We start from the raw sequence: 13,206 nt of genomic DNA on the forward strand, positions 1-13,206 counted from the left end.
ATCGGGGTCGTCAGGTGCCCTTGACGTTCATGATCTGGCGGAGCTCGTGGAGCACCGTGACCAGATCGCGAGCATCCTCCATCACCACGTCGATGGACTTGTAGGCATCGGGGATCTCGTCGATGAACTCGGCCGAATCCCGGTACTCGATCCCCACCATCCGCTCACGCAGGTCGTCCTGCGTGTAGCGCTTGCGCGCCTCGGCCCGGGAGAACCGCCGACCCGCACCGTGCGGAGCCGAGTGCAGACCGCTCGCGCTGCCCTTGCCCTCGACGACGTACGACCGCGTTCCCATGCTGCCCGGAATGATGGCCCGCACACCCTCGGCCGCGTGAACTGCGCCCTTACGGGTGAGCCACACGTCCTTGCCGGCATGCTTCTCCGGCCGGGTGTAGTTGTGGTGACAGTTGATTCGATCCGACTCGACACTCGTGTCGGTACCGGCCCGATGCACGAACTGGTGCAGGAACCGATCCATCATCTCGGCCCGGTTGAGGTACGCGAACCGCTGCGCCCACGTCAGATCCGCGATGTACCGATCGAACTCGGGCGTGCCCTGGGCCAGGTACGCGAGGTCACGGTCGGGCAGCTGGATCCACCACTTCTCGCACGTCTTCTGCGCGATCGCGATGTGCTTCTTGGCGATCTTGTTGCCCACCCCTCGCGAACCCGAGTGCAGGAACAGCCACACCCGGTCCCGCTCGTCGAGACACAGCTCGATGAAGTGGTTGCCACCACCGAGAGACCCCAGCTGCTGACGCCACTTCGGCGAGTGCGACAGGTCCACCCCGCTCTTCTCGGCCAGTTCCTCGAGCTCCGCGATCTTGGCAGCGGTGAACTCGAAGCGGTCGAGGTGCCCGTTGTAGTTGCCGGGCGAGAGGGGGATGACGCGCTCGACGTCCTGACGCAGCTGCGCCAGGTCGAGGTCCGTGATGTCGCTGTGAGTCAGCGTCGTCTCGACGCCGATCATCCCGCACCCGATGTCGACGCCGACCGCGGCGGGGATGACCGCGCGCAGTGTCGGAATGACCGTGCCCACAGCGCTTCCCATTCCAGGGTGCGCATCGGGCATCAGGGCGACGTGGGGGTGGATGAACGGCATGGCCGCGGTGCGACGCGCCTGCTCCAACGTGGCGTCCTCGATGGCCGAGGCCCAGTTGAGCAGCCGCGTTCCCGCGCCTGTCGGTGGCATGGTGATCTCCTTCGTCGTGTTCGGTGAGGTCCGAACGGTACGTGGAGTCGACGACCATCGCGACGTATTTAGTTGTGTGCCTGTTAGGCTCGCCGTTCGAGTCGCACGAACACGTCCTTCATCTCGCGTGTTCCGAGGTCGGGGCGATCGATGTCCACCACGTGGAAGGTGAGGGCGTCACCGCGAGGCACGACGAGGTCCGGAAGCGTGGGATCGCTGAAGCCGATGCGGATCTCGTCCCCCACGACGTGCAGGGTGTCGACCAACGAACTGCGCCGCATCACGACACCCGAGACGTCCTCGGTACCGTGGTCGACGAAGCGCGGTCGGCCGTCGTCCAGAGTCAACAGAGTGGCGGCCGGACCCGTGAAGGAGAGCACCGCACCCGGCGCGGGCACCACGGCCACAGGACGTCTGTCTCGGGATCGAAACTTCACTGTCGTCACCTCGGCTGGCTGAGCGGCGACGCCCTCGGCGCCACGTCCATGACACCAGAGCCGTGAATGGATGTCAGTACTTTCGGCCACTATCTCAGCAGTTTGTCAGCCCCGTGCCGGTTTGTGGCGCTCACTATGGTGAGCAGGTGACCCCGGCATCCCCCTACGACGCGATCGCGCCCGACTACGCCGCGGCGTTCGCGGACGAGCTCGGCTCGCGCCCCTTCGACCGCGGATTCCTGTCGTCGTTCGCTCGCTCGGTGCGGTCCTCGCGCGGCACGACGGTGCTCGACGCCGGGTGCGGGCCCGGCCAGGCGGCACGCGAGCTCGCGAGTGCCGGCCTCGATGTCCTGGGCCTCGACGCGTCGAAGGGCATGATCACCGCAGCATCGGGGCCGGCCTCCTGGGTGGTGGGCGACATGACCGCGCTCCCCCTGGCCGACGGTTCTGTTCACGGCGTGTGCGCCTGGTACTCGATCGTGCACACCCCCACCGCCGATCTGCCCGCTCTGTTCTCCGAGTTCCGCCGCGTCACCGTCCCGGACGGCTGGCTGCTGCTGGCATTCCAGACCGCCGCACCCACCCGCGAGCTGCGCACTGCGTTCGGGCGGGACGTGCACCTCGACTATCTCCGCCACGACGTCGACGAGGTGCAGTCGCTGCTCATCGACAGCGGGTACGTGCTGCACCGGGACGCCGTGCGCTCCGCTCACGGCACGGAGACTGCGGCGCAGGCGTTCGTCGTCGCGCGGGCACGCGATCACCTCGTGGAGCCGCCGCCGCGAGGGTGTTGATCAGACGTGCACCGACGCAGCTCGATCGGACCGCCGGCGCTTCTCGCCGAGTATTCCGACCCAGACCAGGTTCCACCGTCCGAAGACCAGTTGGAACATGATGGGCAGCCCCACACCCGCCACCATTCCGATGACGAACAGCGCCACATCGGCGTCGATCCCCATTGCTCGCGCGAATATTCGGGAGGCCGCCGAACCGAAGACGTGTAGTAGGTAGATGCCGAACGAGAACCCTCCCACCCACGCCAGGGGAGCCCAGTCGACCAGCCGACGTGCCGAATAGATCAAGACCACTCCGGTAACCCCCACTGCGAGTTCCAGAACGCGGTCGACTCGCGGCGCGAGGTTCCATTCGTTCACGGTGCCGATCGTCCTGGCGCTGTAGACAGCCAGGAACGCGAGGAGGGTGACACCCACGGCGACCCGCCTGCCCTTCTCGACGCCGTAACGGTGCAGTCCGTAGCCGATGAGGAAGAAGGGCAGCAACCGGAAGTACCCGTTGACGGAGAACACATCGGCACTCGACGGAACTCGAACGGCGACGAAGACGACCAGCGCCGACACAGTCGCGATCGCCCATCCGGCACGGGTTCGGGTCACCCCACACGCATCGAGCGCCGCCACCGTCAAGAAGATCAAGAACATCGACTGCAGGAACCACAGATGTCCGTAGTGGAAAGGGAACACGAAGAACCACGCCAACTCGTTCAGTTCCGGCCTCGAGTTGGTGCCCGGCACGGAGATCTGCAGAACGAACAGCAGTAGACCCACTGTCACCAGGGGAATCAGGAGTCGGCGCGCCTTTCCTCGCGCCAGGGAGGGGTAGTCGGCGAAAGACCGGATCGGGCGCATGGCATAGACATGACCGGAGATCACGGTGAACAGGGGCATCCGGATGTCCTCGAGAGCGACATAGAACCATCGCCAGATCGAATCGTCCGCGACATTCATTCCGCGCCCGCCACTCGAACCGATGACATGGCCCGCCACCATCAGAAGAACCGCCACGCCGCGCAACGTCTGAATCGAACGATCCTTCGGGCGAGCGTGTTCGGCCATGACCAGATCATGCAGTAGGAACCCGTCCTTCGCAGCACCCTCCGCCACACGACCGGTATCTGCGTCTCTCGAGAAGGCACTGATCGGTCTCGTCTTTCAGGCCGGCTGCGTTCTTCGTCGAAGAAGGATCACCGCGAAGGCCGGCACACCCACGAGCGCCGTCACGACCCCCACCGGAATCTCCTGCGGTGCGAAGACGCTGCGCGCCAGGGTGTCCGCCCACACCATGAACACGGCACCGATCGCCATGGACACCGGCAGCACGCGGTGATGGGCGGTGCCGACGAGGATGCGAGCCGCGTGCGGGATGACCAGCCCGACGAATCCGATGGCTCCCGCCGACGCCACGATGGTCGCGGTCATCAGTGCAGTGACTCCGAGCAGGACGACGGACAGGCGGAGCATCGAGACACCGAGCGCGCGGGCCGTGTCCGATCCCAGCGTGACCGCGTCGAGCGACGGCGCCGCCACCACGCACGCCACCGCCCCGATCCCGACGGCGCCGGCGCACACCGCGACATCGCTCCACCCGGCACCGGCGAGCGAGCCCAGCAGCCAGAACAGCACCCCGCGCGTCTGCTCGGCGTCGGCGGAGGACAGCACGATGAACGAGGTGAGGGCCGAGAACAACTGCGTACCGGCCACTCCCGCCAAGATCACCGGCCCAGTTCCACCGCCGGCGCCGGTGGCCAGCATCATCACCAGCACGAAGGACACGAGAGCACCGACGAAGGCGCCGGTCGACAGCGACAGTGCGCCCGCACCCACACCGAGCACCGCCACCGACACCGCGCCCGTCGAGGCACCGGACGAGATGCCGAGAACGAACGGATCCGCCAAGCGGTTACGCAGCAGCGACTGCATGATCGCGCCACACAGCGCCAGGCCGCACCCGCAGATCGCCGCGAGAAGTGCACGGGGAAGCCGTAGTTCCCAGACGATGCCGTCCTGGATGCGGCTGACGTCCGCCGGCGGGCCACCGAGATGCGCGACGACGACGGCGACCACGTCGGGCACCGTCACGTTCGCCGGGCCCAGCGCGATGGACACCGCCACCGACGCGACGACCGCCAGCAGCGTGGCCACGACCGCCAATGCCGGTCGCACCCTCACCCGTTCGACCACTCCTGCAGTGCCGCAGCCACTTTCTCGATACCGTCGATGGTCCGGATCGACGGATTGAGGTCGGCACCGTTCACGACGACGTAGCGCTTGTCGATCACCGCCTGCATGCGACTCGTCACCGGGTTGCTCTCGAGGAATGCGATCTTGCTCGCCAGCGCGTCACCGTCGATGCTGCGCCGGCTGAGGTCGGCCAGCACGAGTGCGGAGGGGTTGCGGTCGGCGACACTCTCCCAACTCACCTGCGGCCATTCGTCCTTCGTGTCCGCGAAGACGTTGCGCACGCCCACCGCGTTCGAGATGACACCGGACGCTCCGCAGCACCCGGCCATGTAGGGGGCAGTGGTGTCGGCGAACCAGTACGCGAGCGACGCCTCCGACACCGGCGTGGATGCCGCGTCGTAGCGCGTTCGCAGCTCGTCGACGAGAGCATCCCCTCGGTCGCGGACATCGAAGATCGCCGCGAGATCGCGCACCTCCTCGAACACCGTCTCGATGCTCAGTGGCTCGTCCCGGGCACCGTCAGCGTTGACGCTGGTGGCCGACTTGCCGATGCAGTCCGTCGGCGACAGGTAGGTCGGGACGCCGAGGGCATCGAACCGGTCGCGGTCCGCGACTCCACCCTCTCCCAGCGTTCCGCCGAACGACGCGGTGACCAGATCGGGCTCGGTGTCCAGCACCACCTCGAGCGAGGGCTTGTTGTCCGCCAGCCGAGGAACCCGCGCGTTGGCGTCCGCGAGGTCGGCCCGTACCGGGTCGGTCCAGGTGGCGGTACCGACCATCCGATCTTCCAGCCCGAGGGACAGCAGGATCTCGGTGGATCCCTGGTTGAGGGAGACGGCGCGCTGCGGCGGCGCGTCGATGGTGACGGTGCGGCCGCAGTTCTCGAGGGTGACGGGATAGGTGCTTCCGGCCTCGGCCGCAGCCGTCGTGGTCGGGCCGGTGGAGCATCCTGTGGCGAGGAGGCCGACTGTCGTGACGACAGCGGCGATCGCGAGGCGTGGGGTCATGTTCGGTTGTGCCGTCCTGCTGGGAGCCCGTGCGCGGAGCTTCGAGGGTGGTGCCGGACAGCAAGCGATCGGACTTCGAGCCGAAGCTCGTCACCGTTGCGCGCCAGTCCCGGAATCGCACCGGGTTCCCTCGCTGAACGACTGTTCGAGGGTCACTCTATTCCGCGCGGCTCCATCCGCACCACGTACCCGTCCTCGCCGAACTGCGCGAGGTCCGGCCGATCGATGTCCACGACGTAAAACGTGACGTCCTCGTCCGCACCCACGACCATGTCCGGAACCGACCTGTCGGAGAACTCGATGCGAAACCGGTCCTCCTCGGGCCACAACGTGTCGACCAGAACGCTCCGCCGAGCCTTCTGGCCTGCGACATCGACGTACCCGATGTCGACGAACCGCGGTCTGGAGTCCGCGAGCTCGATCAGGAGAGAGACAGGGCCGGTGAAGGTGAGCACGGCACCGGGAGCCGGAACGACCATGGGTGCCGAGTGGGAGCGACCGAATCCAGGGAGTCTCACACCCGGCTTTCGTCACACATGTCGGCGAGGATTGTCGGGATTTATCACAATCCGATCTCGGTCCCCATCACCTCGTGGGAGCGAGTGGCGCGTCACCGTCGACGTCGTGTGCGTGCTCGACGTCTTCCTCGACGTCGGCCACATGAATGGCATGGCCGACTCGGACGCCGAGAGCGACCGACACCACCATCCAGACGGCCACGAAGCCGATGACGAACCACCACATGTCACGAAGTGTTCCACCGATACCGGCGACCGAACCGCCTGCGAGGACGCGACATGGTCACGGTATCCGCTCAGTTCACATACGGAATGTTCACGAAGCTGGGGTTCGCGGGGTCGAGTTGCACGTGCTGAGGTGCCAGCGCGGAGTCGACGAGCATCGGCCCCAGGGGCAGGTAGCGCGGCACGCTGGCGGCGTAGACGTCGATGCGGATCCGGTGGCCCGGCGCGATCACGGCATCCGTGGGGAGCAGGTTGATGTCCACCGTGGTCGGGACGCCGGGCACGAGCGGCTGCCGGCTCGCGAGCGTGAGCGCCGGCTTCGCGTCGACGTAGTCGCCGTTGGCCGAGCGGGTGCTCTTCGCCTCGTCGATCTGGCGCAGCGATGCGGTGAGAGCGCCGTGGCTGATCGGGGTGGACGTGCCGTCCGGCGCGACGTCGTTCATCGTCGCGGCCCAGAAGCCGTCGGGCCGATCGAGCACCGTGTTGAGATGCAGGTTGGTGGCACCCGAGATCTGAGTGGGCTTCTCGGCCGGCGCGCTGGTGAAGGTCAGCGCCTCGGCCTCGTTGAACTGGGAGTCCTTCGTGCACACGGACCCCAGGATCGCCGCCGCACCCGCAGTACCGACCGCGGCGTCGCGGGAACAGACCCCGCGAAGGCCCGGCGCGACGGTGAGGCGCGCGGTGTCAAACGTCGGCGACGAGGACAGCGAGCCGTCGTGGAGGCTGTGCCCGGCGGTGCCGCTGGGGGCGGCGGAGAGGTAGGTGCGCTGAGACTGCGCTCCGGCACGGGGGAACTGATCGGTGGTGGTCCACCCGCCGCCCTGCTGGAACAGCGTCACGGGGCCGTACCTCTCGACACCGTTGTCGACGCCCTTGAGCCAGTGGTCGAACCACGCGCGTTCGAGTGCATCGAGCCGCGGCGGGTTGCCCGGGCGTCCGAAACCCGCGCCCGGATTGACGTGGTACCCGTCGCCCATGATCAGCTGCTTGCGTCCGGGCGCGACCGGAATGTCGTTGTAGATGCGCGGCTCACTGTTGGTGAAGATGTCGTGCCAGCCGCCGTAGACCATGGTGGGCACCTCGATCTGCGACAGATCCGCCGAACGGTCGGCGTAGAACTCGCCGTCCTGCGCGACACCGAGTGTCTCGGGCCGGATGTCGGCAATGGTCGGCGCCGTGAAGGCGTTGGCGAGTTCGGGGATCAGGATCGCCGGATCGGCCAATCGATCGGCGAGCCACCGAATGTCGAACTGCCCCTGCAGGATCGACTGCACGTTCGGGACGAACTTCAGCACGTTGACCAACGTGAGCCACAGCGGCATGAACCCGACACCCAACGCGCCGCCGGTACCCACGATGTCGCGCAGCAGGTCGTTGCCGGGCTCGACCGGGAAGATGGCCTTGAGCGCCGGCGGACGCAGCGCCGCGGCCTGCACGGAGTTGATGGCCGAGTAGGAGATGCCCGACATGCCGACCTGACCGTCGGACCAGGACTGCCGTGACGTCCAGTCGATGATCTCCGCCGAATCCTGTTGCTCGCGTGGACCCAACACGTCCCACGTGCCCTGCGAGAACCCGGTGCCGCGGGCGTCGACGACCACCTGGGCGTAGCCGTTCTGGACGAGGTTCCGGTTGACGGCGAAGATGCGCAGGCCCCCGCCGTCGACCGCCTGCGTGAGATCGGTGATGCCGTCGAACGGCGTACCGGCGAAGTTCAGGCTCGCCAGGAAGTCGAGCACCGGCTCGCTCACTCCGGGGATCTGCTGGACCGAGTCGATCAGGTTGCCCACGAGCTTGGTGTACGGCGTGATGTTCAGGACGGTCGGGAGGTCGGTCTCCACCGGGCGACCGGACGCATCGGCGGGCCGGTAGATGTTGGCCTGCAACACTGTTCCGTCACTCATCGTGATGGGGACGTCCCAGTCGATGGCCACCTGCGGGTACTGCGGCGGCGCATCGGCCGCGGCGGTCCAGGCGACGGCGTCCGCGCCGCCGGTGGGATCCGCCGCGGCCGGCACCGCGGTACAGGATGCGACGAGGAGGGCGACGAGAACGCCCGAGATGACCGTGGAACGACGCCGCACACGAGCCCCCATGCCCTGATCGGCACCCTCCCCTGTGATGGGCGCCACTAACCTACCGGACGGTAACCTACGGTCACGGAAAGGTCAACGACCATTCATGCGCCGAACAACAAGAAGAGACCGAGGAAGGTGTACAGCACCATCACCAACATCAGTGCCAGTTCGCCGAGCAGCGCATCCTTCTTCGGTAGGAGCCGCAGAGCCGCGTCGTGCGCCAGTGTCACTCCGACGATGTGCCCGATCACCACGCACAGCACCGTGATCGATGCGACCACCGACGGGTGCGAGGACAACGCGTAGTTCACCGGCGCGTCCGCGATGCCGAGCGGATTCCATCCTCGGTCGAACGGATCGTACAACGTGAAGACGCTCTGCTGACCTTTCTCCACGAGATAGGTGAGATAATGGGCGAAGAAGTACCCGACGACGATCGGGATCAGCGAGTGCGCCAGCAAGCCGGGCAACTGCGCGCGACGCTCCCTCGTCACACCGCCGGTGGTGCGCGCCGCGAGCCAGAACACGGTGCCCACCAGTGCGACACACGCCAGCACGCCGGCCGTGCGGATCAGCACCGGGTCACCGAGGTCACGCGCGAACGACTTCCAACTCGGCGTCTGCGCCAGCGAGTCGAACGCGGTGGAGCCGAGCAACGTGGCCGTCACGGCGACGGTTCCGCGTCGTACAGGGAGGGTGGCGGCGCCGTCGAGCGGGTTGCGCACCACGAGGGCGCGAGACTCCCTGTCGCGCGCCAGGATCGACAACCGCGCCACGGTGTCGCTGAACACCTCGAACGGATCCGCGCGCGCGAACCATTCCTCGCCGAAGATCAGGGCGCCGCCGAGCAGGACCACCACGTACAGCAGACACCAGGTACGCACGGCGGCGACCGAACCGGGATCACTCGACGCCAGTTCGAGCCACACGAAGGCCAACAGGCCCAGCACCGCCGGGACCACCCCGATGCCGTCGGGCAGGGTCCGCGGCCGGCCGTGCGGCAGAACGCGATACAGCGCGCGGACCGGGGACACGATGCGCCACACCGGCCCGAAGACCAGCGATGCCGGAACCAGCCCGACCCACACCAGCACGTAGAACACGCCGAGCAGCGCGTTGGATGCATCCTGCGGACCCAGCACCGACGCCGCACCGACCCACACGGCCAGCGCCACCGACGCGGTGCCGACGACGCCCCGGAACGCGGCAGCGTCCACGAGTCGCGCCAGCGGCGTCCGGACCAGGTGTCGATCGGGCGTCAGACGCGGAGTCTTCCATGCCAACAACAGGACCGCGAAGGACGCTGCCAACGCCCAGGCGCCCCCGATGAGGGCGTACGTCACCGGGATCGGCAGGTCGGTCGACCCGCCGAGACCGTGCGCGAGGAGCTCGCTGCTCACGACCGGACGAGCACCGTCGCCACGGTGACGTCGACCTCGTGCAACTCGATGTCGACCGAGCCCGGCACGTCGACCGTGAAGCGGAACTGCTGATCGTCACCTACCGCCACCGGGAAGCTGTGCTCCGGAACGGAATGCACGTGGATCTCGTCCTCCGCGTCGCTGGACACGGTCACGAGGATCTCCTCGCCGACCCTGCCCTCGAGACGCTGGTCGACCGGGGTGACCTCACCGCCCGCGATGGAGACGTCGAGCGTGGTGGTGGGCGTGATGCGTGGGACGTCGGACGCCGCTACGGACGTGGCCGGTGTCGAGGAGACCTGTTCGGGCGTCGCCTCGGTCTCCGGCTCCGCCTGCGAGCACCCCGCCAGCAGCAAGCCCGCCGCAGCCAGAACAACCCCAGCGCGCATACCGATTGCCGACCGGCCTCCGGCCTTCCCGCTCACTCCGTGCCCTCCCTCTCGTTCGCATCCTTCAGGTCGTTCTCGGCGTTCTCCGCCCGCTCGGCCCGCCGGTCGCGCACGACGATGACGATCACCACGAGAGCGATGAGCACTGCGGGGATGACGGCCGGAAGTGCCAGCACGACAGAGTGATCCGCGAGGTAGATCACGTTCGGATCGGGCGTCATACGCGACTGCGCTCCTTGCTGCCCTTCGTCGCGGTGTTGCCGGGGGTCGCCAGGCTGATGCGCGCGGCGCCCCAGGACAGCGACCAGATGAGGGCCAGCGAGCAGGCCAACACCACGAGGCACGCCGCCGTGAACAGCCACGCCGGGTGGTCGAACGAGCGCTCACGCTGCAGCAGCTTGGTCTCGTACTGGAATTCGCGGGTGAACTCGGTGGTCGCGGGGACCTCCTCGGCGCCGATGCCCTCGTCCGCCGCCATGAAGATGGGCGCACCGGCCATGGTGCGGCCGTCCTGGATGCGCAGGAACGTCTTCCACGTCCCGTCGACCGGCATGGCACGCGTGGAGCGGTACTCACCCGGGCCGGTGCGCTCGAGGTTGTCGACGACGAGTCCGTGCAGCGAGTCGCCTGCGCCCTGCCAGGCGAGGATGGAGACCCACTCGGGATCGTCGGACACCAGATCGCTCGGGTCGATGCTCACCGTGGCGGTGACCATGCGGAAGCCGTCCTCGCGGGGAGCGTCGGTGAGACTCACGGTCGCGCTCGCGCCCTGCGGAACGTCGATCATCAGGCCGTTCGCGACGCTGCCGCCGAGCACCAGCACCATCGCGACGACGACGGAACGCCGGACGGCGGGACGCGGGAGTCCGTCACCGCTGAGCGCCTGTGCGAACAGACCCGCGGTGAGACCGACGACGAGGCCGGCCGGGATGCAGGTGGCAAGCGCCTCGACCCACATGCTGTTCGGCCACGGGTAGAGGAAGACGGCGTCGACCCACATGGACTCCAGGTACAGGCCGACGGTGCCCACGGCGACACCGGTGACGGCACCGAACAGGAGGCGGCGGTGGACGAGAGTGGTCAGACCCATGATCTCGACGACCACGGCCATGCCCAGGTAGAGCGTGAACACGCTGTGCGGCTCACCGAGGACGGGACCGACGATCAGCGCGGTGACCTCGCGGATCACCGCGGCGAACGCGACGGCGAACAGAGCGGATCCGCGGCCCACCATGAGGCGGGCGGCGATGAGCGCGAAGGCGCCGGCAGCCGTCATGAGCAGCGGCTGGAAGACGAGGCGGAACTGCTCGACGCCGAAGTCGTACTCGATCTGGAAGACGGACAGGCCGATGACGAGACCACCGAAGGCGGAGCTGCGCATGAACCAGGTGATGATCGAGCGCTTGCGCGAGTCGACGGCCTGCGCCGGGTCCGCCTTCGTCTCGCCGTCGGGCTCACCGGCGGTGGCGGCGGTGGTCACGGCGGTGGAGGCCATCGCGACGCGACCCTCGTGCTCGAGCAGCAGCACGCCGACGAGCGAGAGCCCGGCCCCGCCGATGAGCATGAGGTGCGTCGGTCCCCACAGCGTCACGTCCTGGCCGAACATGCGGTGCCAGATGTCGTCGAGCGGGAAGCCGATGAGCGCGTACAGGCCCGAGCCGGCGATGAGCAGCCCGCCGGTGGGGGCATACCAGGTCCGGGTGATCTTGATGGCTGCCGGACCGGGCTTCTCGTCGCGCGGCAGGATGATCGCCAGCGCACCGGCGATGAACAGGAAGAACAGGCCCACCAGGATGAAGTAGTGCGCCGGGTTGGCCAACGGGCCCTCGTCGCGACCACGTCCGATGTGCAGGCTGACGTCCCAGATGAAGCCGAAGAACGCGGTGAGGATCGTCGAGATGAACATGACGAGCGGCAGTGCCACCCACCCGGGGCGGTGCAGCTTCTCGCCCGCGTAGTCCGCGAGGCGCTGCAGCCACGTGATGCGCCTCGTCCGGTGCATCACGGCCAGATACAGCAGGAACAGCGAGATGACACCGGCTGCCGCGGTCATGCCGAAGACCTGATCGAGCGCGGCGCCGCCACCGGCCGGCGCCTGTGCGATCAGGTTACTCGAGGTAACACCTACATTGTTCACGCATCGGATTATGTCTGTAACCGGGCGTCGACACCAGAGCTACCCGAAAGTAATTTCTCGGGCACTCTCACGTGCCGCGCGCGGCGGTCGTCGCTGCTCTATCGTCTGCGCATGGACGTCGAACTCCGGCACAACCCCTCCAACACCGTCGCCCGATGCCGCCTCGCGCCACGGGAATCGCTGAACACCGAGGGCGGGGCGATGCTCGCGTGTTCGGCCGGTGTGGACATCCGCAGCAGCACCCCGGGCGGATTCCTCGGCGGACTCAAACGCAGCGCGCTGAGCGCCGGATCCTTCTACGTCACCACGTACACGGCACCGGACCAGGGCGGCTGGGTCGACCTGGCCGGCAAGCTCCCCGGCGACGTCATCACCGTCGACGTCGCCGACGGGCAGGAGTGGTTCGTGGGCCACGGTTCCTGGCTCGGCAACTCCCCCGACGTCACCGTCGACCCGCAGTTCGGCGGAATGAAGCAGATGTTCGGCGGCCAGGGCGCCTTCGGCTACAAGGCGTCGGGACGCGGGCACGTGCTGCTGGGTGTGTACGGCGCCATCGACGTCATGGACCTCGGTCCCGGGGAACGCGTCACCATCGACACCGGTCACGTGGTGGCGTACCACCTCGCGATGACGTTCGACGTGCGTCGAGCGGTGCAGGGGAAGACGATGCAGACGCTGAAGTCCGGCGAGGGGCTGGTATTCGACTTCACCGGTCCGGGCCGCGTCCTGCTGCAGACCAGGAACCCTCGCGAACTCGAACGGCTCATCGACGAGAACCGGCCACGCTCGAGCTGATCGTGGAACTCAGACCCCGGAATCCGGGG

The 13,206-nt window shown here is 67.6% G+C and carries 14 protein-coding genes; 2 read left to right on the plus strand and 12 right to left on the minus strand.

Annotation, left to right across the window (positions count from 1 at the left end; genetic code table 11):
- Window positions 1–10 precede the first annotated feature (10 nt).
- Both J4E04_RS19700 and J4E04_RS19705 read right to left on the minus strand, forming a co-directional pair.
- Window positions 11–1,192, minus strand: coding sequence for an RtcB family protein (locus tag J4E04_RS19700; protein WP_490149433.1), 1,182 nt, complete (start codon window positions 1,190–1,192; stop codon window positions 11–13).
- An 83-nt stretch (window positions 1,193–1,275) separates the two neighbouring features.
- Window positions 1,276–1,599: a hypothetical protein gene (locus tag J4E04_RS19705; protein ID WP_222633100.1), complete on the minus strand. Its 324-nt coding sequence runs from the start codon at window positions 1,597–1,599 to the stop codon at window positions 1,276–1,278.
- Between the two features lie 176 nt (window positions 1,600–1,775).
- Between J4E04_RS19705 and J4E04_RS19710 the strand changes: the two genes are divergently transcribed.
- Window positions 1,776–2,423, plus strand: a complete 648-nt coding sequence (locus J4E04_RS19710; protein ID WP_490149434.1) for a class I SAM-dependent methyltransferase — start codon at window positions 1,776–1,778, stop codon at window positions 2,421–2,423.
- Here J4E04_RS19710 and J4E04_RS19715 read toward each other — a convergent pair whose 3' ends face one another.
- The 10 genes from J4E04_RS19715 to J4E04_RS19760 form a co-directional block, all read right to left on the minus strand.
- Window positions 2,424–3,482, minus strand: coding sequence for an acyltransferase family protein (locus J4E04_RS19715; RefSeq protein ID WP_490149435.1), 1,059 nt, complete (start codon window positions 3,480–3,482; stop codon window positions 2,424–2,426). It abuts the gene before it with no gap.
- 96 nt (window positions 3,483–3,578) lie between these two features.
- On the minus strand, window positions 3,579–4,595 hold the full coding sequence (locus J4E04_RS19720) for a FecCD family ABC transporter permease (RefSeq protein ID WP_222646709.1): 1,017 nt from the start codon (window positions 4,593–4,595) through the stop codon (window positions 3,579–3,581).
- A complete protein-coding gene (locus tag J4E04_RS19725; RefSeq protein ID WP_490149436.1) occupies window positions 4,592–5,614 on the minus strand; it encodes an ABC transporter substrate-binding protein in 1,023 nt (340 codons plus the stop codon). The genes J4E04_RS19720 and J4E04_RS19725 overlap by 4 nt, the downstream gene beginning before the upstream one ends.
- Window positions 5,615–5,766: 152 nt before the next feature.
- A complete protein-coding gene (locus J4E04_RS19730) occupies window positions 5,767–6,093 on the minus strand; it encodes a hypothetical protein (RefSeq protein WP_490149437.1) in 327 nt (108 codons plus the stop codon).
- A gap of 106 nt (window positions 6,094–6,199) precedes the next feature.
- Window positions 6,200–6,358: a hypothetical protein gene (locus J4E04_RS19735; protein ID WP_490149438.1), complete on the minus strand. Its 159-nt coding sequence runs from the start codon at window positions 6,356–6,358 to the stop codon at window positions 6,200–6,202.
- Window positions 6,359–6,428: 70 nt separating this feature from the next.
- On the minus strand, window positions 6,429–8,453 hold the full coding sequence (locus J4E04_RS19740; protein WP_490150581.1) for a CocE/NonD family hydrolase: 2,025 nt from the start codon (window positions 8,451–8,453) through the stop codon (window positions 6,429–6,431).
- Window positions 8,454–8,536: 83 nt separating this feature from the next.
- Window positions 8,537–9,835: a hypothetical protein gene (locus J4E04_RS19745; RefSeq protein ID WP_490149439.1), complete on the minus strand. Its 1,299-nt coding sequence runs from the start codon at window positions 9,833–9,835 to the stop codon at window positions 8,537–8,539.
- The gene (locus J4E04_RS19750; protein WP_490149440.1) at window positions 9,832–10,245 is read right to left on the minus strand and encodes a hypothetical protein; all 414 of its coding nucleotides are present in this window, start codon (window positions 10,243–10,245) and stop codon (window positions 9,832–9,834) included. Before J4E04_RS19750 ends, J4E04_RS19745 begins: the two co-directional genes overlap by 4 nt.
- 32 nt (window positions 10,246–10,277) lie before the next feature.
- Complete coding sequence (locus J4E04_RS19755; protein ID WP_222638821.1) at window positions 10,278–10,466, minus strand: hypothetical protein; 189 nt, start codon at window positions 10,464–10,466, stop codon at window positions 10,278–10,280.
- Window positions 10,463–12,382 carry a hypothetical protein gene (locus J4E04_RS19760; RefSeq protein ID WP_490149441.1) on the minus strand — a complete coding sequence of 640 codons (1,920 nt, stop codon included), beginning with the start codon at window positions 12,380–12,382 and terminating at the stop codon, window positions 10,463–10,465. Before J4E04_RS19760 ends, J4E04_RS19755 begins: the two co-directional genes overlap by 4 nt.
- 111 nt (window positions 12,383–12,493) lie before the next feature.
- Here J4E04_RS19760 and J4E04_RS19765 point away from each other — a divergent pair, with 111 nt between their 5' ends.
- Window positions 12,494–13,177 (plus strand): TIGR00266 family protein, encoded by a 684-nt coding sequence (locus J4E04_RS19765; RefSeq protein WP_051613494.1) that lies wholly within the window; start codon window positions 12,494–12,496, stop codon window positions 13,175–13,177.
- Window positions 13,178–13,206 lie beyond the last annotated feature (29 nt).

Source organism: Rhodococcus sp. NFXS4 (genome assembly GCF_058139645.1).